Annotated in this window: 26 protein-coding genes and 3 pseudogenes; 19 read left to right on the top strand and 10 right to left on the bottom strand. The window is 57.5% G+C overall.

Translation table 11 applies throughout. The features are described from left to right. Positions 1–131: 131 nt before the first annotated feature. The 5 genes and pseudogenes from OKW44_RS08305 to OKW44_RS08285 all read left to right on the top strand — a co-directional run bounded on the left by OKW44_RS08305 (position 132) and on the right by OKW44_RS08285 (position 3,826). Positions 132–836 (top strand): annotated as a pseudogene (locus tag OKW44_RS08305) (IS6 family transposase). A 605-nt stretch (positions 837–1,441) separates the two neighbouring features. Further along, positions 1,442–2,116, top strand: a complete 675-nt coding sequence (locus tag OKW44_RS08300) for a GntR family transcriptional regulator (protein ID WP_018424881.1) — start codon at positions 1,442–1,444, stop codon at positions 2,114–2,116. 412 nt (positions 2,117–2,528) lie between these two features. Next, a pseudogene (locus tag OKW44_RS08295) lies at positions 2,529–2,720 on the top strand (Rieske 2Fe-2S domain-containing protein); the annotation flags it as partial. 135 nt (positions 2,721–2,855) lie between these two features. After that, a complete protein-coding gene (locus OKW44_RS08290) occupies positions 2,856–3,521 on the top strand; it encodes a GntR family transcriptional regulator (protein WP_026226601.1) in 666 nt (221 codons plus the stop codon). 35 nt (positions 3,522–3,556) lie between these two features. Further along, positions 3,557–3,826, top strand: a complete 270-nt coding sequence (locus OKW44_RS08285; protein WP_018424883.1) for a hypothetical protein — start codon at positions 3,557–3,559, stop codon at positions 3,824–3,826. Between the two features lie 76 nt (positions 3,827–3,902). Here the strand turns inward: OKW44_RS08285 and OKW44_RS08280 are convergent, their stop codons facing one another. Continuing rightward, on the bottom strand, positions 3,903–4,307 hold the full coding sequence (locus tag OKW44_RS08280; protein WP_018424884.1) for a methyl-accepting chemotaxis protein: 405 nt from the start codon (positions 4,305–4,307) through the stop codon (positions 3,903–3,905). An 86-nt stretch (positions 4,308–4,393) separates the two neighbouring features. After that, entirely contained in the window at positions 4,394–4,630 is a 237-nt protein-coding gene (locus OKW44_RS08275; RefSeq protein WP_018424885.1) for a hypothetical protein, read from the bottom strand. 356 nt (positions 4,631–4,986) lie between these two features. On the opposite strand from OKW44_RS08275, the gene OKW44_RS08270 reads away from it, so the two are divergent. Then, positions 4,987–5,532, top strand: coding sequence for a tripartite tricarboxylate transporter substrate-binding protein (locus OKW44_RS08270; protein WP_162634103.1), 546 nt, complete (start codon positions 4,987–4,989; stop codon positions 5,530–5,532). Positions 5,533–5,843: 311 nt separating this feature from the next. Next, on the top strand, positions 5,844–6,542 hold the full coding sequence (locus tag OKW44_RS08265) for a GntR family transcriptional regulator (protein ID WP_018424887.1): 699 nt from the start codon (positions 5,844–5,846) through the stop codon (positions 6,540–6,542). A 33-nt stretch (positions 6,543–6,575) separates the two neighbouring features. On the opposite strand, the pseudogene OKW44_RS08260 reads toward OKW44_RS08265, so the two are convergent. Beyond that, a pseudogene (locus tag OKW44_RS08260) lies at positions 6,576–6,920 on the bottom strand (IS4 family transposase); the annotation flags it as partial. Between the two features lie 170 nt (positions 6,921–7,090). Here OKW44_RS08260 and OKW44_RS08255 point away from each other — a divergent pair. Beyond that, entirely contained in the window at positions 7,091–8,113 is a 1,023-nt protein-coding gene (locus tag OKW44_RS08255; RefSeq protein ID WP_429409801.1) for an IS30 family transposase, read from the top strand. 99 nt (positions 8,114–8,212) lie between these two features. Here the strand turns inward: OKW44_RS08255 and OKW44_RS08250 are convergent, their stop codons facing one another. The 7 genes from OKW44_RS08250 to OKW44_RS08220 form a co-directional block, all read right to left on the bottom strand. After that, a complete protein-coding gene (locus OKW44_RS08250; protein WP_026226603.1) occupies positions 8,213–8,758 on the bottom strand; it encodes a flavin reductase family protein in 546 nt (181 codons plus the stop codon). 97 nt (positions 8,759–8,855) lie between these two features. After that, positions 8,856–9,527, bottom strand: a complete 672-nt coding sequence (locus OKW44_RS08245) for a 4-carboxy-4-hydroxy-2-oxoadipate aldolase/oxaloacetate decarboxylase (protein ID WP_018424891.1) — start codon at positions 9,525–9,527, stop codon at positions 8,856–8,858. Next, positions 9,524–10,201, bottom strand: coding sequence for an RraA family protein (locus tag OKW44_RS08240; protein ID WP_018424892.1), 678 nt, complete (start codon positions 10,199–10,201; stop codon positions 9,524–9,526). Before OKW44_RS08240 ends, OKW44_RS08245 begins: the two co-directional genes overlap by 4 nt. 2 nt (positions 10,202–10,203) lie before the next feature. Further along, entirely contained in the window at positions 10,204–10,866 is a 663-nt protein-coding gene (locus tag OKW44_RS08235) for an RraA family protein (protein ID WP_018424893.1), read from the bottom strand. Positions 10,867–10,880: 14 nt separating this feature from the next. Next, positions 10,881–11,882, bottom strand: coding sequence for a DODA-type extradiol aromatic ring-opening family dioxygenase (locus tag OKW44_RS08230; RefSeq protein ID WP_035471857.1), 1,002 nt, complete (start codon positions 11,880–11,882; stop codon positions 10,881–10,883). A gap of 26 nt (positions 11,883–11,908) precedes the next feature. Then, entirely contained in the window at positions 11,909–12,922 is a 1,014-nt protein-coding gene (locus OKW44_RS08225; protein ID WP_026226604.1) for an amidohydrolase family protein, read from the bottom strand. A gap of 59 nt (positions 12,923–12,981) precedes the next feature. Continuing rightward, positions 12,982–13,938 (bottom strand): PDR/VanB family oxidoreductase, encoded by a 957-nt coding sequence (locus OKW44_RS08220; protein WP_026226605.1) that lies wholly within the window; start codon positions 13,936–13,938, stop codon positions 12,982–12,984. 236 nt (positions 13,939–14,174) lie between these two features. On the opposite strand from OKW44_RS08220, the gene OKW44_RS08215 reads away from it, so the two are divergent. The 11 genes from OKW44_RS08215 (at position 14,175) to OKW44_RS08165 (ending at position 26,001) form a co-directional block, all read left to right on the top strand. Continuing rightward, a complete protein-coding gene (locus OKW44_RS08215) occupies positions 14,175–15,317 on the top strand; it encodes a WD40/YVTN/BNR-like repeat-containing protein (protein WP_018424897.1) in 1,143 nt (380 codons plus the stop codon). Between the two features lie 72 nt (positions 15,318–15,389). Beyond that, positions 15,390–16,574 carry an acyl-CoA dehydrogenase family protein gene (locus OKW44_RS08210; RefSeq protein WP_018424898.1) on the top strand — a complete coding sequence of 395 codons (1,185 nt, stop codon included), beginning with the start codon at positions 15,390–15,392 and terminating at the stop codon, positions 16,572–16,574. Between the two features lie 8 nt (positions 16,575–16,582). After that, positions 16,583–16,888, top strand: a complete 306-nt coding sequence (locus OKW44_RS08205; protein ID WP_018424899.1) for a hypothetical protein — start codon at positions 16,583–16,585, stop codon at positions 16,886–16,888. Between the two features lie 65 nt (positions 16,889–16,953). Further along, entirely contained in the window at positions 16,954–18,207 is a 1,254-nt protein-coding gene (locus tag OKW44_RS08200) for a Rieske 2Fe-2S domain-containing protein (RefSeq protein WP_018424900.1), read from the top strand. A gap of 7 nt (positions 18,208–18,214) precedes the next feature. Then, a complete protein-coding gene (locus OKW44_RS08195; RefSeq protein ID WP_018424901.1) occupies positions 18,215–19,009 on the top strand; it encodes an amidohydrolase family protein in 795 nt (264 codons plus the stop codon). A gap of 27 nt (positions 19,010–19,036) precedes the next feature. Beyond that, a complete protein-coding gene (locus OKW44_RS08190) occupies positions 19,037–20,140 on the top strand; it encodes a zinc-dependent alcohol dehydrogenase (RefSeq protein ID WP_018424902.1) in 1,104 nt (367 codons plus the stop codon). Between the two features lie 44 nt (positions 20,141–20,184). Continuing rightward, complete coding sequence (locus OKW44_RS08185) at positions 20,185–21,030, top strand: amidohydrolase family protein (RefSeq protein WP_018424903.1); 846 nt, start codon at positions 20,185–20,187, stop codon at positions 21,028–21,030. Between the two features lie 239 nt (positions 21,031–21,269). Beyond that, a complete protein-coding gene (locus OKW44_RS08180; protein ID WP_026226606.1) occupies positions 21,270–22,331 on the top strand; it encodes a Rieske 2Fe-2S domain-containing protein in 1,062 nt (353 codons plus the stop codon). Between the two features lie 20 nt (positions 22,332–22,351). Beyond that, positions 22,352–23,944, top strand: coding sequence for an FAD-dependent oxidoreductase (locus OKW44_RS08175; RefSeq protein ID WP_026226607.1), 1,593 nt, complete (start codon positions 22,352–22,354; stop codon positions 23,942–23,944). Between the two features lie 34 nt (positions 23,945–23,978). Then, on the top strand, positions 23,979–25,316 hold the full coding sequence (locus tag OKW44_RS08170) for an MFS transporter (protein WP_018424906.1): 1,338 nt from the start codon (positions 23,979–23,981) through the stop codon (positions 25,314–25,316). A gap of 67 nt (positions 25,317–25,383) precedes the next feature. Next, positions 25,384–26,001, top strand: a complete 618-nt coding sequence (locus tag OKW44_RS08165) for a mandelate racemase/muconate lactonizing enzyme family protein (protein ID WP_429409793.1) — start codon at positions 25,384–25,386, stop codon at positions 25,999–26,001. Position 26,002 lies beyond the last annotated feature (1 nt).

Raw genomic sequence — 26,002 nt, 5'->3', positions numbered from 1 at the left:
TTTTGGGGCACGCAACGAGACCGCGAGATGTCGCGTTTGGGGGGCATTTTCTGAAACCGTACATTTATGGTTCTGTTGCAGTAAGAGGGTCCGCTATTATGGGCGGAAAGACCCGAACGACTGAAAGCGCGATGAAAACGATGAATCCGGCGGTGGCCCGAGTGCTCAAACGCCTGCGCTACCCGCTCGACGTGAACCTGACTTGCGTGCGCTGATACGTGGCCTACCCACTGAGCCTGCGGCACCTTGAGGCAATGATGGCTGAGCGCGCCGTTTCAGTCGATCATTCGACTGTGCACCGCCGGGCCATTAAGCTGTTGCTGCCGGTGCTGGAGAAAGCGTTTCGCCGCCGTGAGCGGCCGGTGGGGAAGAGCTGGCAGATGGACGAGACGTACATCCGTGTCAAGGGGGAATGGCGGTATCTTTACCGGGCCGTCGACAAGGAAGGCAACACCATTGGCTTTCAGCTACGCGCCCATCGGGACAAGACTGCGGCCCAGCGTTACCTTGAGAAATCGATCGCCCAGAACGGTGTACCCGAGACAGTAACCATCGACAAAAGCGGCGCCAATCTCGCCGCGCTCGAAGCGATCAATGCCGGTCGTGAAGCGTCCAACAAGATCCGCCAGTCCAAATATCTCAATACCCGGGTAGAGCAGGATCATCGGGCGATCAAACGACGAACGCGGCCCATGCCAGGGTTCAAAACCTTTCGCTGTGCCCGGATCCTTCTGGCCGGCATTGAGATCATGCACATGATCGCCAAAGGACAGATGCAATGTGTGCGCGGAACCCATCCGTCCGCCGCTGACCAATTCTACGAGTTCGCAACATAAACAGTACTTCTCCTTTCGATATCGCTCGCTCTTTGAATCTTACCGCGACAAAGCCGCGGGACATCATGCGGCTGCCGGCGCGCTTGTCGGCTGCGCTGTCGGTCGCTGGCCGGCGGTCTTCGACGACGCAGGCGCGACTGAAGATGTCCACCGTGGGCCGGCGCAACGTATAGCAATACTGCAACGGCAATCGCGCGCACTGTGTCGACAAACAGGCGGCTCGAGTCCCACTGGATCGACAACATTCGCCCGCCGGCCCGCTCGGTGGCGTCTGTGCAGCGCCGTGCTAAATGGATGTTTCGCCCCAGATCACGTGAACTGCCAGGCGCAGCGCGATTGCTTGCGCGAAGCCGAAACCGGTCCGAACGCTTAGGTCAACGCAACTAACAGTCAAGGTCATCCAGGACCACGAGCGCCTTTACGACGGCGAAAACCGCCGCATCCAATCATTGCCTCGTGAAGGGGTGTGGGCGATATCCAGCGCGAGCGCGCCGTGTTCACAAGGCACGTATGGGGAAGGATGCCGGCATAAGCTGAGAGGCCGCTGGATCTTCGACGCAGCCCGATATAATGCCAAACCATATAAAATCGCGTACGGAGGACTAATGACAACTGTGGCACTTCCCGAACTGGACGCCATCGATTTTCCTGCTCAAATAGCGGCGGAAACGCGCGAGCTGATTAATCGAGGAACGCTAGCGCCGGGCTTGCAGTTGCGGCAGTCCGACCTTGCCGAGCGTTTCGGCATCAGTCGTGTGCCCGTTCGAGAAGCGCTCAAACTGCTGGCGGCCGAGGGGATCATTGAGCATGATCCCAACCGCGGTTTCTTTGTGACCCCCCTGTCGAGTGAAGAGGCGCGGCAGCTTTACCGTATGAGAACGCTCCTTGAAACGGAACTGCTCTCGACTGTTGAGTGGCCCGCGCCCGCCCAACTCAAGTCGCTGAAGGCTCTGCTCGCGAAACTCGACGAATTGCTCCGCGCGGGCGATCGCGAAAGTTGGATCAGGTGCCATCGGGCGTTCCATGACGCGATCTTCGACCTTTCGCCCGACAAGGTGCTCAAGCGCGAGGCGCTGCGTCTGTTGCGCTTGACCGACCGCTATCGCGCGCTGGCTGCGGACGTCGCGGCGCAGCGAGACCATAGAAATGCAAAGATCGATTTACTGCTTGTGAAGGCGCTAGAAACTAAAAACCGGGACCTGCTGCTCGCTACGTATGATCAAGGGCGAACAATGGTGCTCGGGAGTCTAATGGCTGTTCTGGCGGCGCGCGGCGTCTGAGATCGATCCGATGCCGTGGCGGTGGCCCAGAAGTCCTGCGCACCAGCAAACGATCATCGCGTGTTGTCGGCCTTTTTATTCCGAGCGAATTGCGGTGTCACGGTCGGGATAGTCCCCGTGTGTCGCGCTCCCGGGCATACCCTTTCTTACGACCGCGTAAGGAGGACATCAGCATCTCGCGATGCGCCGAGGGTAGGGGGCTGCGCTCGGACATCGATTCCGGGAGAAGTGGCATACCGCGGCACGGGCAGTCGTTCAATCCGCATCGCCGGGGCTCGCATTCGCGTCGCTCGGGTTCGGTCAAGGACATCATGTCCGGTCAGGAGGGAGGTGCCGGCTCGTTGCGGGCGCGGCTCTATCGCATGCCCTACAGCGCATTGCGCCTTTTTCACTCGGTGGCGCGCCGCTCCGCATGGGACGCGCAGCGGTCCGCCTTTACGCAGGGAGGCCGACGCCGCGCCCGCAGTCGCTCGCAGAAGCGGTCTCGCAAATCGATGCGGTTAGCGTGAGGCTGCTCGGTGAAGACCTCGTAGCATTCCGCAATAGCGACAGTGCGATCGGCTTGCTCGAAGAGCAATGTCAGCACCGCCGTGCACCTCTCGCGCTCGGTGACGACACCGAGCTTGACACACGCACCGCTTTTAAGGATGGGTTCGCGAATCGCATACAATATGGTCGAAATTCGAACTTACGGAACCGACGAACTGCGTCGGATGCGGCGAACTATACGACTACACACGTGAGCAAAATCGAACTTAATGATATCGACATTCCGGCGCAGATTGCTGATGAGGTGCGCAAGCTGATCAACAGAGGCGTCCTGTCGCCCGGGCAGCAGATGCGCCAATCGGAACTGGCTGACCGCTTCAGTGTCAGTCGCGTGCCTGTGCGCGAGGCATTGAATCTGCTCGCAGCGTGGGGCGTGATCGTGCATGATCCAAACCGGGGGTTTTTTGTGGGGCCGCTATCGTCGGATGAGGCGGCGCAGCTCTACCGCTATCGCTATTTGGTAGAGCGCGATTTGTTTCAATCGATAGAGTGGCCCGATCGCACTCGAACCGCCGAGCTCAATGGGATGCTTGCCAAGCTCGACGAGTACTTGGCAAGCCATCAGCGAGCCGAATGGCTCGATGAATACTACGCATTCTACGGGCTGCTATTTGATCTTTCACCCGATAAGATTATCCGCCGCGAGGCCCTGCGCTTGATTCGACTGACCGACCGGTACCGCGCACTAGCGACCGAAGCGCATCGGCCGGACGAACGTCCGAAGGCGCACCTCGAACACCGGCTCATGACTGCAATTCGCACCCGCGAGCGTGAAAAAGTCATGCGAGTATACGAACTTGAGCGAGAAAAAATAAACCAGTCGATACTGGCCGTGCTTGCCGGGCGCGGGCTCTAAGCGTCACGTGGTTCGCCTGCGACCAGAGCTGTTTCATGAGCGGCATCGTCGGGCAGCGCAGGCAGGCGAATGCTGATGCGTGCGCTCAGGCTTACACCGCATTCGAGCAGAAAGCCGCGAAGCTGGTTGGTGGTAACCCTGCGTTCGGCTACCAGCGTATCGCGCCGGCTGTGAAGCGAGCAGTGTTCGCTGTTTGGGCGTTGACGGCCGCGAAGCGGACGGACTATCGCAATGCCGCCTCGCAGATAGCCCCCGAGGAAGCGGTCCGATCAGCGTACGGCGATCGGACCGTTTGGTCAGGCTGACTATCTCATTAACGCCCCGCGAGAGGTGGCGTTTTTTTGGGGGCCACGTTAAGAAGCCGTCCATGGATGTGCTAGTTCACATTGAGCGTGGGATCTTGAAGTTTTCGACCAACGTCTGCAGGCGTTCGGCTTCCGAGTGAACGCCACGCGCAGCGGCCGCCGCTTCCTCGACGAGGGCCGCGTTGTGTTGCGTCATCTGATCGATTTCGGCGATAGCCTTATTGATCTCGATGATGCCTTGGTGGCCGTCGTTGGAAGCGCTGGTGATCTCGTCCATCAGGGCGGAAACGTGGGCGAATTCGCGAACCACATCGTTGATTTTCGAGCCCGCATCGCTCACCAGATTGGACCCCTCATCAACGCGCTCTACCGAGTGACTAACCAACTCCTCGATCTCTTTGGCGGCTAAAACAGAGCGCTGCGCCAACGTCTGAACGTACGTCGTGTGAGCGCTGAGAGCTTCCCCCGCAATTTTGAACACTGCGAAGCTCTTGTTGCTGGTGAGAATCCGCTAGGCATCAATATCCGAAGTATCCGACGTCGCAAGATTGTAGAGTTCGTCGTTCATCACAGAAACGCAGCAATCGTTTTCTTGTCGTTTTCAAGATACTGACGATCGTCACCGGGAAGCACGAGTCTCTCGTAGGTGTCGATGTCCCTTTTGAGTCGCTCTGCCGCCATTGGCCAAATCGCGATGTTGATATCTTTGGACTGCTTGTTGTCCGACAGCACGACCCCCAATGTTGAGCGCTGAGCAGCATCGAGATCTCGACGTAGATCGCTGATCGTTTCGACCGAAGTCATCCAAGTGTCTTTAATGTCCAGCAGATGCGACTGAATCTGTTGGCCTGGTAGAGCGCGAAGCCAGCGGCAGCGCACAGCAGCACGATGTCGTAGGACTACAGATAAACACTCAACGACATCGAAGCCATGGTCATCGAACAACGGCCCGGAAGCGGGGCGTGTGTCCGTTCCACGATCCGGAGCTCAGTTCAATCGAGGAGTGTTCAGTCGCTTTCTTTGTTGCTAAACGAGACCGGTGCATGACATCACGCGTCGGCAACGAAGATTGACATATAATACAAAACAGTATTACATTGGCGGCAGGCGAACAGACCTGCCTGTCTGGCGTCCTTTCGAATACGTGGAGACAATTGATCTTGAAGCTCAACCGGAAACTCTTCCTCTCGGCAGTCCTCGCAGCAGACGCACTGATCTCTGGCGTCGCCTTCGCGGGTGCACCTGCTAAACCGACACCTGCACCTGTTCCTGCTTCAGCGGCTAAACCAGCAGCGGCTGCGCCCGTTGCTGCGCCCACGGGTGTTGTCTTGGTCGCTGAAATAGGCAAAGGCGTGTCCGGAACTGACATCAAGGACTACGCCGATCTGATTAGCCGCCTGAAAGACAATCCGGATTGCTACACCTTCGGTACGACAGCTGACAGCGCGCGCGATCTGACCGCGATGACCACATTGCAAAAGCGCAACGGCGTTCGCATGGTCAAGTTATCCTACAAAGACACAGCAGCGGAAATCGAAGGCTTGATGAAAGCGAAGGTGCAAGTGATCCCGGTCCCGTACGAGGTCGCAGCCCCGTACATCAAGAGCGGTCAGATGCGTCCCCTGGTGGTCTTCGGTTCGGCGCGTATACCCGAAATCAAGGACGTCCCTACGGCTAGCGAAGTGATGCCCGGTTTCGTGTACTGATCTCAATCCACGTAGCAACAAACAAAAGCCCGCATTGAGCGGGCTTTCCTTTTTTGGTTAGCCGGAACGAAAAACTCGTTCGAACCGCCCACGTAGCAACAACAAGTCGGCAGAGCATGCTCAGCCGCGTGACTAGGACGACAGAAAGACGCTAAAGCACTAGCGGTTACGGACGGACCGAACAACCTACGTAGCATCCACGGTAGGATTCGTCTGTTGGAAGACAACTGACTAAGGAGTCGATCACCGAATCGCCTTGACAACCTACTTGTGAATATTGTCAGGCGAGACTTCCACGATATAATACCAAAATGAATACGATCATGACACGAAGCCGTGCACCCGCGGCCACCCTCCCGGAACTGGATGGCATTGACTTTCCAGCTCAGGTGGCGTCTGAGACGCGAAAACTGATCAATAGGGGAACCCTCGCACCCGGCTTTCAACTGCGACAGTCGGACCTCGCTGAACGTTTCGGCATCAGTCGTGTGCCAGTGCGCGAGGCGTTAAAACTGCTGGCCGCAGAAGGCATCATCGAACATGATCCGAATCGTGGATTCTTCGTAGCTCAGTTGTCAAGCGATGAGGCCCGACAATTGTATCGGATGCGCCAACTTCTCGAAGCAGAGTTGCTAATGACGGTCGAATGGCCAACATCCGCGCAGATTAGGGAATTCAAGGCCTTACTTGCCCGGCTTGAAGAATTAATCCAAGCCGGTAATCGTGAGGGATGGATTGAATTACACCGTGAACTTCACGATAAGATTTTCGACCTCTCGCCTAATAAAGTGTTAAAACGGGAAGTTTTACGATTGATGCGACTTACCGATCGTTATCGGGCGCTGGCTGCTGATATTTCAGCGCATCCGCAACATCGTAGCGCTGATATCGAAGCCAAACTCGTGAAGGCTTTGGAGAGTAAAGACCGGGAATTGCTGCTCGCAACTTATGAGAAAGGGCGAATGGTTGTTCTTGAGGGGTTGATGAGAGTGCTTGCGGCCCGAGAATAAACGAAAAAAAGACATCCGAGGGTGTAATTCCGTTCAGTTAAGGTCTCTCTTCAGGAATCGAACGGTGTAACGGAGAGGTCTGGATTTGACTGCCCGAGCGCGAGTGCGCCCGGGCCGTTTTTTGTTGGGAAGTTGCTTGAGCCGCTCGCGCAAGCGAGTCAGCAGCGTGGGAAGTTTTCCGTACGAGCGCGTCACGGCCGGCCATGTCATTTCATACTGGATGATATGGGAGGCCCGAATAAAGCTTAGATCCTCAGGCGCGTACCCGGCATCAAGCGCGGCTTTGGCTATTTCCAGACGGATCAGGTTGTAGGCGATCGGAGCGCCCAAAAGCTCCTGGGAGATCCCTTGCACAGTCTGACTGCGAAGCGTCAGCTCCATGATCGTAAAACAGCTTTGTGCGTGAGCACCGCCCACGGCGAGAGCACAAAGACTGAGAGCCATACTAAAAAGGCTTTTTTATAGCCTGATTCATCTCCACTTTCTTATTATTTACTAGAGCGGCCTCAAATCTGAAGTGCAACACCTATCTCGTATAAGGTGTTGCGATGCACGAAAGAACTCAGTACCAGCAACTTCAACCTGAAGAGCGTCTGACCATTGCAAGCCTGCATCTGCAGGGTTCGAGTATCCGGGCCATGGCCCGGATACTCGGGCGCTCGCCGGCCACCGTTAGCCGGGAACTGACGCGAAACAGCTCTCCCGCTGGCTACGCGTCCGTGTCGGCTGAAGCACTCAGTGCCGCACGCCGCAGCGCGGGCCGCCATCCCACAAAGCTTTGCCTGCAAAGCGTCTGCTGGCGTATCGTTCTCACCCTGCTCGAGTGGAAATGGTCACCCCAGCAGATATCGGGCACACTCAAGCGTATGTATCCGACCGACCCGACCCAACAGGTTTCGCACGAAACCATCTACACGGCCATCTATGCCCAGCCGCGCGGCGAACTGCGCCGTCAGCTCATTGCGTGCTTGCGCCATGGCCACAGCACGCGCATGCCGCGTACACGGGGCACAGACCGGCGCGGACAGATTCCTGACATGGTCAGTATTCATGTGCGGCCGCCCGAAATCGAAGACCGACTGCTGCCTGGGCACTGGGAAGGCGACTTCATCAAGGGTGCCGGCAACCAGTCCTCGGTAGGCGTGCTGGTCGAACGGACCAGCCGGCTGGTGCTGCTTGCCAAGATGGAAGACGCCACCGCCGCTTCAGCGCTGGCGGGCTTCTCCGCCAAACTCAATTCGATTGTCGCGCCATTACGGCAGAGCTTCACCTACGACCAGGGCAAAGAAATGTCGCGCCATAAAGAGCTCACCGCCGCAACCGGCGTGAAGGTGTACTTCTGCGACCCCCACAGTCCCTGGCAACGCGGCACTTGCGAAAACACCAACGGGCTACTGCGCCAGTATCTGCCCAAAAGCGCAGACCTTTCGGTCTACAGTCAGGACGAACTTGACGCTATCGCCGACAGTCTGAACAGCCGACCTCGCGCGACTCATGCCTTCCATTCGCCATTCGAGGTCTTCGCCGCGACCCTTGCCTCGGCAAGTCAACCTCAAGGCTCTAAACATTAAACCCGCTGTTGCGCTTCACTCTTGAAACCGCCTAGTCAAACTGTATTTTATATCGCGTGCAGCATGATGCGCGCCGTACCTCCTTCCTAAATTGTTAAATTAGTCTGCACCCCAGTTGGAGATCCACAGCAAATCATGGAAATCGATCGCCTTATTCGTCTGAAATTCGCCGTAGGATCCTTGGGAATACAGCAGCGGCGCCGTTGTTTGGCCATTAATGGCCGTGCCTTCGACATGTCCAAAAATCACGGCATGCGTACCGATCTCGATGATGCGTTCGACGCTGCAATCGAAGTTGACCATAGCACTGGCCAAAGCCGGGGCACCCGTCTTAATTCGATTCCACGTTCCCGCCTGAAATTTTTCTTGCGGCGAAATCGGTCGCGAGAAACGCTGCGCCAATTCCTGCTCGCTGCGCGCCAAGACGTTGACGACGAAGTTGCCAGTGGCCTGCACGTGCGCCAGAGACGAGTTCGCACGATTGATACAGACGAGCAGAATAGGGGGCACCGCACTAACAGACGTCACAGCGGTTGCCGTCATGCCGGCAAGCGGGCCGAGCGCGTCAGAACCAGTCGTGATCAAACACACGTGCCCGGTCAAGCAGCGCATGGCGCGTTTGAATTCAGATTCTTCTATGCTCACTTCAGCTTCCTAATCGTAAAACTGGACGGACAAAATGATAGGGTGGTGATCCTTAGGGACACCACCTCAAGCAATAGATCCGCAAGTCTCGGCCGGTTTACTGGTCCCACCCGAAGATACTGAGCGTGCTCTCGCCCGCCTCGAGTCGCTTCATCTGCTGTGCTTCTGCTGCTTCGCGTCCTTCCGATGCAGTGATCACCTCGGCAATTCGCTCGCGCGGGATGCACACGACACCGTCTTCGTCACCAACGATCAGGTCACCGGCATTTACCGTCACGTCGTCGAATCGAGTCGGTGCGTTGATCCAACCTGTGGCACCGAAATCTTTTCCTGTACCACGGATACAAAGTCCGCGAGCGAAAACGGGAAACCCGATCTCCGACAGCAGTCGCTGATCGCGAACACAGCCGTTAATGACCAGACCGGCAAGCCCGCGGACTTTTGCGGCCGTCGACATGATTTCGCCCCAATACCCATGTTCATAGGCTTCGCTCACGGAGACGACGAGGACATCACCTGCTTGTGCTGAGTAAATCGCACGGTGCAGCCAAAGGTTGTCGCCACCGGGCGAATGAACGGTCACAGCGGGGCCGCATATCTTGAATCCGGGCGCGATAGGCTTGATTTCATAAGGCAGGACTCCGATTTTTCCGGCTGCCTCGTGAAGCGTTGCTGCCGGCAGTTTTGCGGCGGCGTTGACCAGAGCGATGTCCGGCCTCCGGATGTCGAGGCGCGTGGTCTCGTGACGATTGAAAACCGGTCCCGTCATGCTTCTTCTCCGATCCGGCGCGTTTGCAGTTGGTGGTACTTGAATTGCTTGCGAGCCTCGTCCAGGCGCATACCTGTTGCAACAGCCTCACGGATTGCCTTCTCGGCGGCATCGATTTCTTCAGCAGCAGCAAGCACGCGCTCTTCGTGTTCCTTCGGAATCGAGATCACGCCGTCAGCGTCACCGCGCAGCAGATCGCCCGGAGCAACACGCACATTACCGATATTCACCGGAACGTTGGTGGCTTCGACCTGAACGCGGTCCTTGCCCGTTCGCATCCAGTTGTCCCTGGAGAAAACCGGGTAGCCGAGCGACAGGCAGAGGTGTACGTCGCGGTTGACGCCGTCGATCACGGTACCGGCGATACCACGACGATGGGCGATTTCCGTGAGGATGTCGCCCCAAACTGTTGCGTCTTCGCGACCACCATTGTCGAGGACGATGACCGAGCCGGGCGGAACGTCGTCGATGAAGTCACCCACGGTGCCTGCGGGCGATGCGGCCGGGCCGTAGAGAATCGTGAATGCCCGACCGGCCATACGGAACGACGAATCACGCGGCTTGATCTTGTAGCACTGACCGTTCAGGCCCAGGCGGTCCAGTGCGTCGCTCAGGGTGGCCGTTTCGAGTTTCGCTGCGCGCGCAACGTTCTTGTCTTGTGCGATTTCCGACATGGTTAATCCTTAAGCATAAGTTCGTAGTTTCCGCCCATGACTTCATGGATCGGCGTGCCCGCCAATACAGCCTTCGCCATCAAGGCTTCGCGTGCCACGATCGATTCGGCAGTCTCGACCACCTTGGCGATGTTTGCCTGGCTGATGAAGATCACGGCGCTGCTATCTGCGATCACATAGTCGCCGGCTTCTACTACGGCCCCGAACACTTCAACCGGGACGTTCACACCTTTTTCGACGATACGACCACGAGCGGTGAGGGCGGTGAACTTATTCGTGAACACCGGCAGTCCCATCTCGCGGGATTCATCGATGTCGCGAACCGGACCATCGGCGATCACGCCAGCGATACCGCGAACCTTGGCGCCCAACGACAGGATGCCGCCCCACGAACCGGCTTCAATACCGGTACGTTGCTCGACAACGATCACATCGTCGGAGCCGCCGAGTTCGATCGCGGTGGTGCCCAGATGACGCGGTGGGCCCGGAGGCGGATCGCCAACACCGAGTTTCATCGTGATAACGCGACCAGCGATGCGCTTCGAGCCTGAGGCTTGGGCGACGCCGCTCACGACGCCGGACAAGCCGAGTTTGTCGAGTGCGTCCGAGACAGCGCAGCAGTCCAACCGACGAAGGCGGTGGACATATTCGTCTTTGGTTGCCATATATTGATATTTCCTTATTCGGTTTGGGGCTTCCAGTACACAAAGCCCATCGCGTTGCCAGTACCGGCTTCGCTGCGATAGCAGGGCACGTAATCGACCACCGTCATGTCGAAGCCAAGTTCATCCATCATGCCGGCGACGGGAATCCAGTTCTTGATTTCCGAGGTGCCCGCCTGGAAGATTTCCTCGCCCAACGCGAATACCGGGGTTAGGTCGTGCTTCTTCATCGCGTCGAGTATCAGATTGTCAACGCGCTCGTCGATGACAAAGTGCGTCAGGCCCCCGGAAGCGATGACAGCCACGCGCGCGTCCGAATCCCACGATTCGATTGCGCGAGCGATCGAAGCACCGAATGCGTGGCAGCGTGCCACGGTCGGCTGATTCGGCGGATAGAACGTGTTGACGAAAACCGGGACGGTCGGAACGACCTGATCTTTCATCAATTGGCGAAAGACGAAACCGTATGCATGCGGCGTTTCCGTTTCCGACAGGCGGCTGAGCGCGGCCACATCGAAGTTGTCGGCAATCGCGCTCTTGATGATGTGCTTTGCGAGTTCGGGAACGCCTTCATGCGTGGCAGTTTCTGGCTTGTAACCCGGCATCGAATGACGCACGCCCGGAGGCATTTGCATCAATTTATCGTGGCTGATCATGTTGTTTACGATCGTAGGGCCGTGCATGACGCCAAACGCGGGGATGCAATCCGTCGTGAAGATTTCCATCTGATCGTTACCGACGATCACAACGACGTCAGGCTTCGCTTCTGCCAACACCCGCGCCATTTCCTCGATCGCCGATCGGCACTGAGCATGCCGTTCCTTCCACTTCTCGGGCGTGATCTGTTCCGCGAGGTTTTCGCTACGCCGATATTCGACGAGCTCATCGAAGGCCCATTCCCGGCCTTCGAAGTCATGTTTGCTCAGTCGATCATCGGGGACGCGAGCGCCCCAGGTCTCAGGTGGCGTGATGAGCATGGGGCCATGCGACGTTCCCATTCCCAATACGATTTTTGCCATGATTTAGAGTCCTGTGGGCGCCGAAATCATTCGTAATCGGCGAGGTTGAGCTTGAAGAAGTCGCGAGCGTTGCCGAAGAAGATCGCGTCCTTCTCTGCCTGCGACAGCCAGTCGAAGCCTTCGATGTAGGGCTTGATGTCGTCGAACGTGCGGCCGGTGTCCGGATTGGTGGCAGAACCCACGCCCGGGCATTCCGCACCGAACATGCAGCGGTCAGCGCCAACCGTCTTGATCAGCAGACGCAGCGATTCTTCCGAGTAGAGCACAGTGTCGTAATACAGGTTACGCATGCCGTCGAGGAAGTCGCGGCCGGCACGCGAAGCGCCCGACTGGAAGCGACCGATCTGGTAGGGGATCGAACCGCCGCCGTGCGACACCATGATCTTCAGATTCGGGAAGTCCTTGAAGACGTTCGAATTGACGAGGTTAAACACCGCGATCGTTTCTTCGTTAATGAAGTGAACGGTGTACGGTGTACGTGCGGAATGCGAGCCAGTAGCGTGGATGTGCGCCGGTACCCCGAGTTCGCACAGCTTTTCGTATAACGGGTACCAGTAACGGTCACCCAGGCCCGGTGCTTCAGTGCCGCTGTTTTCGAACGGGTCCGGATTCAGCAGGACGCCCTTAAAGCCGAGTTCCTTGATGCAGCGTTCGAGTTCCGGCAGGACGACTTCGATCGGGTCGCCCGACACTTGCGGCAGGCCACCGATGCCAATGAAACGCTTCGGCAGCAACTTGACCGTGCGCGAGATGATGTTATTCGTTTCCTCCGTGAACCAGTGCACGAGTTTGCCCGGCTTCTGGTTGTGCATCATCTGAAACGGACGCGGCGACATCAGCTGGACGTTCGTGCCGACGCGGTCGAGCATGTCCAGGTGGCCAACCGGCGCCATTTCCTTCTTGTTGGCGTAGTGCAGGATTTCCTCGTCGGTCACCTCCGGCATCTTGCGACCGTGTTCGCCCCGATGCGAAAGAATGTGTGCCTTGTATACCCATAATTCTGCGGGTGCGCTTACGTGGCCGTGGCAATCAATAATCACTTACTTGTCTCCTGGATTAACGTGAGATGGGGTACGCGCTATAGGCGCAGAGGTGTTTCTTATAGATCGAGGACGAGACGATCGCCCTTGCAGCCAGAACAGCAGATAATCATCGTCTTGTTCGAAGCCTTTTCGGGCTCTGACAGAATGGCGTCGCGGTGGTCCGGCTGTCCTTCCAGCACGCGGACTTCACATGCACCGCATACGCCTTCTTCGCACGAGTATGAAATCGGCACACCGGCTTCGCGCACGACGCTGAGGATCGTCTTACCTTGTGGGACTGTCAGCGTCTTGCCGCTCTTACACAGCTCAACGACGAAGTTGCCGTCGAGTGCCGCTTCGTGTTTGGCACTGAAGTACTCGACGTGGACTTGTTCCGGGGGCAACGTGTTGCAGGCCTTTTCGAATGCTTCCAGCATCGGGCCGGGGCCGCAGCAGTAGAAGTGGGCCGACGCCGGCTCCTGCTTCACGACGTCCGCGATATTGAGGAATGCGCCGACTTCGGCATCGACGTGAACGACCGAACCTTCGAACGTCTTTAATTCTTCGGCGTAGGCGACGTCAACCCGGTCTCGGCACGAATAATAGATACGCGGCGACTTTCCGATTTCCTTCAGGCGACGCGCCATACACAGAATAGGCGTGATCCCGATACCACCGGCAACCAGAACCGTGTGCTCAGCGTCTTCGTCGAGGGGGAAGTTGTTGCGCGGGGTTTCGACCTGCACGAGGTCGCCGACACGCATCGTTTCGTGGATGTAGCGGGAGCCACCGCGCGACTGCGGGTCGAGTTTGACGCCAATGACGTACGAACGCTGCGTCAGGCTATTGCTGGACTCGAGGAGGGAGTACTGACGCGTCAATCCATTCGGCAGGATCAGTGCGACGTGCGAACCCGCGTCGGCGGCCGGTAGACGCTCGCCTTCGGGGTCTTCAAATGTCAGAGCCAGCGTGTTGCGTGCCAAATATTGACTCGCTGTTAGGCGCAGAGTCATCACATCATTAACTTCAGTCATGTCACCTCCAAAATCGTAGAACGCACGGAACCCCGTAAATGGTGCGCAAGAATTACACATCACGCTTCCTCAGGTACCGGCTTGTTGCATCGCAATCACCAATCATCGAAAGTCTCTTTCAACCCGTTTGACGTGTAATTCTTTTTTGCATATTATTTGGGCTAGACAGAAAAAAGTCAAAGGCTCTTCGGAGCAAAACAGGCGACATCACATGGGGTATTCCCTTAGGAGGAGAAATGATCGCAGTTCTGACCACCAACGGTGGGACCGTTACGCACGGTGATGGCGCGGCAACGACGCTGCTGGTTGCTACGATTCGCGGCATGCTCGTGTTCGAGCGTGCAGACACGAGTGCCCCGTGGAAACTAACGCGCAAGACGCTGGAAGATCGCCACGTGAGCGCATTGCTCTATGTTCCGAATGCCGGCCTGCTGTTCGCGGGCGCACACGGCAAAGCCAGTCTCGTGGTCTCGAAGGATCTGGGCGTGACGTGGGAACCGGCCAGCAATGGCCTGCGTAGCACGCATATCTATACGATGGCGCAGCAGGAGCGCGACGGGAAGACCGTCCTGTTCCTGGGCACCGAGCCGTCCGCGCTCTATCGCAGCGACGATCTGGGTGCTTCGTGGGTCGAAATCCCCGAAATGATGACGGTGCCGGACCAGGACAAGTGGACGTTTCCGCCGCCCCCGCATATTGCACACGTCAAGAACATTTCGTTTCACCCGGCCGAACCGGAAACGCTCTATGTCTGTATTGAACAGGGCGCACTTCTCAAGACCACCGACGACGGCAATACGTGGACCGAACCGCGTTCGTACGAGTCGGAAAACGACAAGTTCTACCACGACAACCACCGCGTGGTAATTCGCCCGTCGAATCCGAAGCAGATGTTCATGTGCGGCGGCGAAGGCCTGCACTACAGCGCAGACGCTGGGGAAACCTGGGTTCATCTGATGACGCGTCAAGACCTTATCGGTTATCCCGACGCCATGTTCATCGACCCACGCAACGAGAACGTTCTGTATCTCGGTGGGCCGGGCAACGCACCGCGTGATTGGGGCGTCCGTAAGTCGGCGAACGCAACTGTTCTCAAGAGCACCGATGGTGGCGTTACCTGGGGACACATGCGCAATGGTTTGCCCGAGGAAGTGATCGGCAACATCGAGGGCATGGGTCTGCACCATTGGGATGACAAGATCATGCTCATCGCCGGTACCGCAACGGGCGAAATCTATGCGACGGAAAACGATGGCGAAAGCTGGTACCTCGTTTCCGACGATGTCCCGCCGATCTCGAAGGGCGGTCACTATCGCTGGTTCCTCGACGCCAAGGAGCGTATGAACGTCGAAGGTCGTTACGGTCGCAACGAACACTGACCGATTTGTAAACAGAACTATTCTGCGCGCCGGGCTCTGTTCCGCGGCAGCAAGTTCTACCAGGAGAATGTCTTGAGCCGTATTAACATCCGCGAGGAAGCCCTTGATATCGCCCGTGGTTTGCATGATGCGATTCGTTCGCGCGTCAAACAGACCGAAAGCGATCGCGTAGTGCCCAAAGAAACGATCGACGCACTCCGCAATTCGGGTCTCTTCAACATCATTACGCCGAAATCGTTTGGCGGTTCCGAATTGGGCTTTACGACGCTGGTCGAAGTTACGGCAGAAATCGCATCGGCCTGTGGCTCGACGGGTTGGGTGTTCGGCGTTTTGGCCGGTCATAGCTGGATGTTGAATCTGTTTCCGTTGCAAGCACAGCAAGACGTGCTTGGCGAAGGCCATGCACTGACGGCGACCGTGTTCCGCTTGGGCGGCACGATTACCGAAGTCGACGGCGGCTACAAACTCGTGAACGGCGACGGTCGCTTTTGCTCGGGTATCGACCACGTGCAATGGGTCATCATCGGAAACGCCGTGCAGCGTCCGGACGGCCCGCCTGAACCGCGCTTCTTCGTGATTCCGCGTTCGGATATCGAAATTGTCGATGATTGGCACACGGCTGGCCTGCGTGGCACCGGTAGCCGCACGATCAAGGTCGCGGAAGCGTTCATTCCGAAGCATCGTTCTGTGTCGGTCAAAGACATGATGACGGGCAACGTCGAAGGCGCTGACGCAATGCGTGCACCCATCTACCGGATGCCGTTCCAGAACGTAACGCCGTTCTCGCTCATCGGTGCACCGCTGGGCATCGCGCGCGCAGCACTCCGGTCGTTCGGCGAAGGTTTGGCGCCGCGTCTCCAGGCAATGCCGGCCGAACAGATGGCAGAACAGTCGGCGACGCTCGAGCGCCTGGCACATGCGACGGCGGACCTCGACGCGGCCTATGCATTGATTCTCGAAGACACGCGCCGCATCGATACGGCAGAAAGCGCGCAATCGCTGACGGCACTCGAATGGTCGCGTATTCCGCGCAATTGGGCGTATTCGGCCCAGACCGCGCGTCGAGCGGCCAACAGCGTGTTCGAAGCGGCTGGCGGCACCAGCATTTACAACGCATCGGAACTCCAACGTATTTGGCGCGACGTCAATTCGGCAGCGCAGCATTTCGCTTTCACGTGGGATTCGGCGCTGACTACCTTTGGTCGCCAGGCGCTCGGCCTCCCGCCTTCGTCGTTCGGTTTTGGTACCAAGAAATAAGGATAGCTATGAACGTGGATGACATTCATTCGATCGAAGATTACTCGCCGCAAACGCTGCGCGAACTGATTGGGCGCGTGGAGAAGTCTAGTACGTTCGAACACATGATTTACCGCGAATCCGAACTCGATGAAGTCTGGCGGGTGCTCGATAGCGATATCGGGGCCGCTGAACGGAAGGGATCGAATGCGCCGGAACTGGCGACCCTTGTTGCTCTGCGCAAACTGATTGTCGAAGCGCACGATTTCATTGGCAACGACAGCAACACCGTAGACGCGCGTGATCGACTGCTGAAGGCCGTCGAACTCGTTTAAGGCTAGTGGGGAGAGCAGGCATCCCACGCATATTCACAGATAAAGAAATTTAGGAGCAAACCCCAATGCTTTCCCGCGAAGATAACGACGTACTGACCCAGGTTGGTAAAGGCACGCCCAACGGCGACATGATCCGTCAATTCTGGATTCCGGCGATGCTGGCGTCGGAAATCAGCGAGCCGGGCGGTAAGCCCGTGCGATTGCGTTTGCTAGGCGAAGACCTCGTGGCATTCCGCGACAGCGACGGAAACGTCGGCCTGCTCGAAGAACAGTGCCCGCACCGTCGTGCGTCGCTCGCGCTGGGCGACAACTCGGAAGGCGGTCTGCGTTGCCTGTACCACGGCTGGAAGTTCGGCGTCGATGGCCAGTGCGTGGACACGCCGACCGAACCCGAAGATTCGAAGCTGTGCTCGCGTATCAAGGCAGTGGCGTATCCGATTCGTGAAGTCGCTGGCGTGATCTGGACGTACATGGGCGACCCGGCGAAAGTCCCGCAATTCCCGGACTTCGACTTTCTGTCGTACCCAGCGGAGAAAGTTGCCGCCTTCAAGGTTCTCGAAGACTGCAACTATGCTCAAGCCGTCGAAGGCACCATCGACTCCGCACACGCGGGCATCCTGCACCGCGAGCAACCGTGGGCAGCACCGGCCAAGTACGAACATGAACGCGATCTGCGTCCGAAGATCGAAGTCGAATACACCCTGTACGGCCTGCGCTACGCCGGCGTCCGCAACTTCCGTGAGGAAGGGAAGTTGCACGCCCGTGTCACGCAAGTGATCCTGCCGTTCTTCACACTGATCCCGCCCGATGGCTTCGGCGTCCGCAAAAACCGTCGCATGGCGAATGCATTCGTTCCGCGCGATGACGAATCGACGTGGCACATTCAGTGGTTCTTCGACGAAACGCAGCCTGTCGATATCGAATATCGTATTCAGGAAGGCGGTCACTGGCTCGATGAAAACTTCCGCAAGGAACTGAACATCGACAACTGGTACAAGCAGGACCGTGAAGCGATGAAGACGTCGTCGATGTCGGGCATCAAGGGCATCCTGACGCAGGACCACGCAGTCAGCGAAACGCAGGGGCGCATCCTCGATCGCACAAAGGAACACCTTGGCACGTCGGACGTCGCGGTCGTTGCATGGCGCCGTCAGATGATCCGTTCGGCTCGTACTTACGCAGAAAGCGGCGAACTGCCGAGGGTGCTGAGAAACACCATTCCGTGGAATCAGATTCACGCTTCGACGGTGATCTTCCCGAACGACCGTACGTGGAAGGAAGAAGTGCCCCTCAATCCGGACGTCGCGCTGAAGGCCTGAGGTTGAGATGATCGTTGATTGTCACGCGCACGTTTCGCCTCATTGGTATGAGCCTGTCGAGACGTTGATCGACCAAATGACTGAGCATGGCGTTGATATGGCCATTCTCACTCAGATGATCGGACAGACGGATAATCGATACCAGCAGGACTGCGTCAAGCGATATCCGGGCCGTCTGTCGAGCGTGGCTTGGGTTGATGTCGACGCCCCGGACGTTGCAATGACAATCGAAAACCTGGCGCGCGAAGGCGTGTCCGGTATTCGGCTTCGGCCGTCATCGTGCCTTCCGGGCGGTCGTCTTCCGGAAGCGTGGCGTGCAGTTCAGGCAACTGGACTGCCCATCAGTTGTGTGGGATCGGCGGAAGCATTCAACGCGCCGGCATTTATCGAGCTGGTCGCGAAGTTGGCAGGGACGACTGTCGTCCTCGAACACTTGGGCGGAACCAGCACGCCTGTCACGACGGATGAGCAGTTCGCAATTCGTCGCCAGGTGTTCAAACTCGCGGCCTACCCGAATGTCATGTTGAAGGTCCCGGGGCTCGGTGAATTGATGCCTCGCGACCCGAAAACGTGCCATTTGGGCCGTCCCTTCGGGGACGCGACGTCACCGCTTGTCCACGAGGCGGTAACTGCATTCGGCACGAATCGCCTGATGTGGGGTTCCGATTTCCCCGTCGTGAGTTCTCGCGAAGGTTATGGCAATGCATTGAAACTCACCCGTCTTGCACTCAACGGATTGCCTGACGAGGATCTCAACGCGATCTTTGGCGCTAACGCACGTCGCATATTTTCGAAACTTTGAGATCGAAAACGAGCAGGAGACAAACACATGACGAAAAAGGTACTGGCCGCGGTCAAGACGGATGTCGAAACCACGGAAATCCGTGAGTTCGAATATCCGACTGTTAAGCCTGAAACCGGAATTCTGCGCATCGAAGCCAGCGGCGTCGGCGGCAGCGATCCCGAGCTGTACCGTAAGGCTGGTCACGTTCCGGTCATCATGGGCCACGAAAACGTCGGAACCATCGAAGAAGTCGGTGAGGTCGCGGCGAAGCGTTGGGGCGTCAAGTCCGGCGACCGGGTTGCTCTTCACGAATATCTTCCGTGCTGGAACTGCGAATGGTGCATGAAGGGCGATTTCCGTCTATGCATGGAAGTCGATTTCTTCAACGTTAAAGACCGACTGAATACCGATCGTTTTGGTATGTCCACCGCCAACAAGGCACCGCACCTATGGGGTGGCTATGCGCAGTATATGCATCTGCCGCTTAACACGGTGATGCACGTGATTCCGCAAGACATGCCAGCCACGCACGCAACGCTGGCGGTGCCGTTCGGTAACGGCGTGCAGTGGGCATGTCTCGACGGCGGCGCAGGTCCCGGTAAGGTCGTACTCGTGTGGGGACCGGGCCAGCAGGGCTTGGGCTGCGTACTGGCGGCAAAGGCCGCAGGCTCATATACGGTGATTGCGGCGGGCATGACTCGCGATCAAAGCCGTCTCGATCTGTCGCTGCGCCTGGGCGCCGACTACGCAATCAACGTCGAAACGCAAGACCTCGAAGCCGAAGTGATGCGTATCACCAAGGGGCGGGGCCTGGACGTCGTGGTTGATACGACCGGCGACCCCAAGGGCGAGATCGTCAAGCAGTCGATCGCACTGGCGGCAAAGGGCGCCTATTTGAGCCTGAACGGCCTGGAGCAGCACGTACCCATCGGCGAGATCAAGAAGCGCTATCTGACGGTTCGTGCACCGCGGGGCCGTAGCTACGCAGCTGTCGAACTGGCACTGCGCTATGTAGGCTCGGGCCGCTATCCGATCGACGAAGTGTGCTCGCACACATTCGGCCTGTCGCAGGTCCACGACGCGATTTTGGCTACCGCAGGCCGGGGGATTCAAGGTGCGATCCACGTGTGCGTGGACCCTTGGAAATAACGCCGCATATCGCTGGCTAAACTGAATTCTATAAAGGTAACCTCATGATCGACAGCCACGCACACCTGATTTCGACCGACTGCGAGAAGTATCCTCCGTCGCCGCTGAGCGGTGTTCTCGAAGAAAACGCGTTCGACAACCCCGTGACCGCCGAGCGCTTGATCGACCTGCTCGACGCATTGGGTATCGATAAGGCGCTTGCAGTGCAACGTGCGCACCTGTACGGCTTCCATAACGACTACGTGGTGGATTCGGCGCAGAAATACCCGAATCGTCTGCGTTCGCTGTGCATGCTCGACGCACTGGCGCCGAACGTCGAGGAAACGGTGAAATACTGGGTCGGCGAGCGCGGGTCGGTCGGCATTCGTCTGACGGAGCCGAAGAAAGGTGCAGACAGCAGCTGGTTCGCGTCAACGGAAGCGCGTCGTGCCTGGACTGCAGTGACGGATCTCGGCGGCTCGGTGCGCTTGCACTTTTATCGCTGGAATCGTCTGGCTGCACTCGAAGCACTCCAGGACGTCGTGAAGGAGTTCCCGAATACGCCGGTCATTCTCGATCACTTCTCGAATATCGTCGTCGAAGGGCCGGAGCCCGACTACGGTGTGGACGAAGCACTGCTCAAGTTCGTGGACAGCCCGAACGTCTTCCTGCTGTACTCCATGATCAACCTCGGCAAGTTGAAGGCGCTCGACCTGCCGTCCGCGCCGGTTGTTGAGCGGGTGGTGCGTTCGTTCGGTGCCGATCGTGTGATGTGGGGCTCAGACATCGCTCAGTCGAAGGGCGAGTACAAGGACATGATTCAGATGGCCAAGGACTCAGTGGCCACGCTGTCGGCTGAAGATCAGCAGAAGGTCCTGCATACGACGGCTGAACGAATCTACTTTAGCTAATGAAGTTGTAAGCACGCACGGCGTTCCAGCAGTTAAACGCCGTTTTTTTGCATTTCAGGGTTATCCCGGTTCATGTCGCGGGGAGCAACGGGATATGATGTAAAGAATACGCTATTGAATACTATATAGGATGCTGATCCGGTTAAGTCTAGTAGGTCAGATGCGCAAACTGGTGGTCGATTGTGCCGCACCTTGTTCTCGATTTATCCGTTCTCAATTCCTTTCTCAGGAGACTGAAAATGAAATTCCTTCGGAATTGCTGGTATATGGTTGGATGGTCGAGCGAATTCTCGGCTACTGATATTGTCCCGTTCACGGTGATGAACGAGACACTGGCGCTCTATCGCAAGGAAGACGGCACGCTGGTAGCACTCGAAGATCTGTGCCCGCACCGCCTGGTTCCGCTGTCGGTCGGCCGTAAAGAAGGTGACGAACTGCGCTGCATGTACCACGGCCTGAAATTCGCCGCGGATGGACGCTGCACGGAAATCCCGGGCACCGATCGCATCTCGTCGAAGGTCTGCGTTCGTAGCTACCCGATCGAAGAAAAGCATGGTGCCGCATGGGTGTGGATGGGTGACGCTGCAAAGGCCGATCCCGCACTGATTCCACCGATCGAAGGTCCGGACAGCGCTACCTTCGCGATGAAATGCTCGAAGAAGGTATGGAAGGGCAATGCGGAAATTGTCGCTGATAACTTGCTCGACCTTTCGCACGCACCTTATGTTCACGAAGCGACGTTCGGCGCCAACAACAAGGTGTCGCTCAAGATTCAGAAGGATGGCGAAGCGAAACGCGGTATCGATACGATCGAGCGTGGCGTCATTGCTGACCGCTGGCACTTGGGCCGCCAATCGAATCCTTACTTCGGTGAAGTTCCCTCCGACGACAACGTGGTCAGCACGTTCCTGGTACCGGGGGTCTTCATCCTCAAGATCCATTCCTACGCACCGGGCGTTCAAGATCGACTCGTCGATGGCAAGCCCGCGGAAGAGCCGATCTTCCGCCGTTGCACGTGCCAGATGATCACGCCGATCAACGATACGGAATCGATGTTCTTCTACAACTTCGGTCCGGATCACGACCATGCCGATTTGGCGGATCACGCTTTCGCGATCGCCGAAGCAGCATTCGCTGAAGACAAGGCAATCATCGAGACGCAGCAGGCAACGATCTCGAAAGTGCCGGATCGCAGGATGATCATGTTGGTGATGGATCAGCCGGTGCTGCGTTACAACGAAATCTACAACGGTCTTCGCTCGGCGGAGGCGGCCGAACGAGCCGCTGCGTCCGCAGCCTAGGTACATCGCACGGCGCTGGTATGTTTTCTCAGACACACGGAATGACGAAAATGGAATTGAACTGGACCGAGCCCCAATGGGATGGGCAAGCCGATATGGTTGTTGTCGGCTACGGCGGCGCAGGCGCGGTGTTTGCATTCGAAGCCGCTGAACAAGGCGCCGACGTGCTCATTCTCGAAAAGGGTGTGCAGGGCGGCGGCAACTCGGTCTGTGTCGCGGGCGGTCTGATCATGACCTCTGTGGATGAACAAGAGTCGTTCAAATATCTGAATTGGCTGTGTGGAGGCCAAACAGATGAAAGCATTCTTCGCCATTTCGTTTCGAGTCTCAAGAACATACCGGCGTGGCAGCACAAACTCGAATTGCCGCTCAAGGACAACCCGCAGCCATTCTCGGCACCCGGATTTTTTCCCGAATTCCCGGGCGCTCCGGGCGGGGAAAGCATCAAGGGTATGAGCGTCGTGGCCGCACCGGGCGGTGCGGGCCTCTGGAATGCGATCTCCGCACAAGCGGAGAAGGCGGGTGCGCGCGTCCAGTGCAATACACGCGTCACCAGGTTGGTTCAGCAGCCGGTGACGAAACGGATTCTCGGCGTTGAAGCCGAACATGGTGGCAAGACGATTGCGGTTCGCGCTCGCAAGGCAGTAGTGTTGGCCAGCGGCGGCTTCGAGGCCAACGATGCCATGTGCAAACAGTTCCTGACTGCTTGCCCGATCTACTTCCTTGGTAGCCCGAATCTGACCGGCGACGGCATTCGCATGGCGCAGGAAGTTGGTGCGCAACTCTGGCACATGAACGCCGTAGCGGGCCCGCTAAACATGGGCATCAAGACGAACGAAGGCTACGTCTACGTGACGTACGATCTGAACAAGATCGCGGGCTTCGGCTACAAAAGCGGTGCCTTCAAGGACGGCGGCAGTCTGTTGTGGGTAAACCGACAGGCGAAGCGCTTCCATAACGAAACGGTGGATACGTCGGTTGTTCAACACGGATTGGCAAACCGCGATACATGGTTGGCAACGACGCCGGGCACCCCGGAATTCACGAACGTGCCGGCATTCCACATCTTCGATGAGAAGGTCCGTGCCGGTGGTGCGGCAATGACGACGCTGAATTCGCGTGTGCCGCCGTGGTCGCAAGACAACCTCAAGGAACTCGAAGAAGGCCTGATCGTCAAGGCCGATACGCTCGAAGAACTGGCGTTGAAGTGCCAGTGGCCGGAAATCCAGGGCGTGTGCAAGGCCGGCCACCTCGATCCGGCCGCACTTCGCGAGACGGTCGAGCGTTACAACGATCAGTGCCGCAACAACCTCGATCAAGATTGCGGTCGCGAAACGTTCCTCGTGCCGCTCAACGACGAAGGCCCGTACTACGCGATCGGGCCGATGCTGCCGACCTATTTGAACACGCATGGAGGTCCGAAGCACGACGCAGGTCAGCGTGTTCTCGATCACCAGGACAAGCCGATTGACGGTCTTTATGCAATCGGGGAGTGCGGGTCGCTATGGGGTCCGTATTACAACTCGATGGGTGACATCGCCGAATTCATCGTATCCGGCGTGACTGCGGCAAAGACCGCGCTCGCCGACAGTGAGGTGCGGGAAAGTCGCTAAACAGTTATACGGATAATTTCAAGGAGACACGGTCGTGAGCGAGACCGCAGAATTGCAAGTGAAGTCGGCACCCGTCGACAACGTGGAAAATATAAAAACGTCCAAAGGTGCATGGTGGATGCTTCTCGTTTTGACGGCCACGTACGTCATCTCGTTTATCGATCGCGGCGCGCTGGCTCTCGTCGTCGGGCCGATCAAGGAAGACCTCGGAATTTCGGATCTTCAGGTCAGTTTGTTGCTTGGCCTTTCTTTCATGCTGCTGTATAGCGTGCTCAGTATTCCGATGGGCATACTGGTCGACAAGTACCAGCGTAAGACGCTTCTCGGCGCCGCGATCATGGCATGGTCGGTCGTTCAGATGGCGTGTGGTCTGAGCACGACCTATCTCCAGTTGTTCTCGATGCGTGTTGGTCTAGGTGTCGGTGAATCGGCGTTGGCTCCCGGATCGCAGTCGATGATTCGTGACGCATTTCCGCCGCATCGTCGCAGTATTGCTTTCGGTATCTACAATATCGGCCCGATGTTGGGTACGGGTTTGTCCTTGGCTCTCGGTGCCGTCCTATTGAAAGCAGCATCGGCAGGCGCATTCGATAACCTGCCCTTCGTCGGTGGCATGAAGCCGTGGCACTTTGTGCTGCTGGTTCCGGGCATCATTGGGATTCCGTTCGCGATACTGCTTTGGCTGCTGCGTGAGCCGGTGCGTCGCTTCCAGACCGATACTTCCGAGGTCACGTACAAGCAGACCATGTGCTTCGTATGGAAGAATCGTGGCGTGTACCTTCAACTCTGGACTGCGATTTGTCTATACGGTATTGCCATTGGTTCGCAGATGGCATGGCTTCCGGAAATCATCGCTCGCACGCTACATGTTGCGCGTCCGGAAATCGGTAAGGCGATCGGCGGCGTTGCACTGCTCGCTTCCCCACTCGGTCTGTTGATCTGCGGAAGTATCGCAGACTGGCTGCGCAAGCGCGGTATGGTCGATGCGCCTGTTCGGGTGGCGGCGGTCACAACGACAATCGCGGCAGTCGCTACGGCATGCTTCCCGCTTGTCCATACGATGAGCGCGGGCATGATCCTTTACTTCATCCAAATGTTCATGTTTGCGATGTTCGCGGTGGCAGGCGGTGCAACGAATGCCAACTTCACGCCGGGTAACATGATGGGCAAGATCACCGCCCTCTATTACCTGATCACGAATCTCGTCGGTTTGGCACTCGGCCCTACCGTGGTGGCGCTCGTCGCTAAATTCTTCGACGGTCCGAATGCACTTGGCGCCTCGTTCGTCATCTGCTACGTGGTCTCCGTCGCATTGGCAGTGATTCTGCTGATCCGCGTCTGCAGTGCATTGCGCCGTCCGGTTGCGCGATAACTGGTAGTTGTCGCGGCGCGTCATTTTTGACGTTCCTTTCTATGAATTCTTAAGAGGCTCAAATCAAGTGAAGATTACCCGCGTTGAGTGTATTCCGATTTCGATGCCACTGAAGAAGCCGATTAAGCTTCCCAACGTCACAATCACTCGCCTGAATACGCTTCTCCTGGCTATTACTGCTGACAACGGTCTCGTCGGCTATGCGGAATCGGGCGATACATCATCGTGGTATCGCGGTGAAAGTCAGGCATCCATGACGGCAATGATTTCCGATGTTTTCGCGCCGCGAATCCTGCTTGGCGAAGATCCGGGCAATATCGAGAAAATCGTCGGCATGATGGATCAACTCGCCCGCGACAACAATCAGGCGAAGGCGTTGGTCGACTGTGCGCTGCATGAGCTGAAGGGCAAATCCTTGGGCGTGCCAGTCTACAGCCTGTTGGGTGGCCGCACTCGCGAGAAGATTCCGCTCGGTTGGGTCTTGTCGGCGGGTGAGCCGGAAAAGGTCGCCGAGCTGGCGATTCAAGTTCGCGATAATGGCTTCTCGGCGTTCAAGCTCAAAGTCGGCCGTCATACATTCGACAACGACGTGGCTACGGTCCGCGAGGTGCGAGCGGCGCTCGGGCCGGATGCCAAGATCACCTTGGACGCGCAAATGGCTCATGGAACTACGAGCAGGCGTTGAC

The organism is Paraburkholderia lebeckiae (assembly GCF_050436325.1).
GTDB classification, from domain to species: Bacteria; Pseudomonadota; Gammaproteobacteria; order Burkholderiales; family Burkholderiaceae; genus Paraburkholderia; species Paraburkholderia tuberum.
Note: the sequence above shows the minus strand (reverse complement) of the source record. Positions and strands in the feature narration are given on the sequence as shown.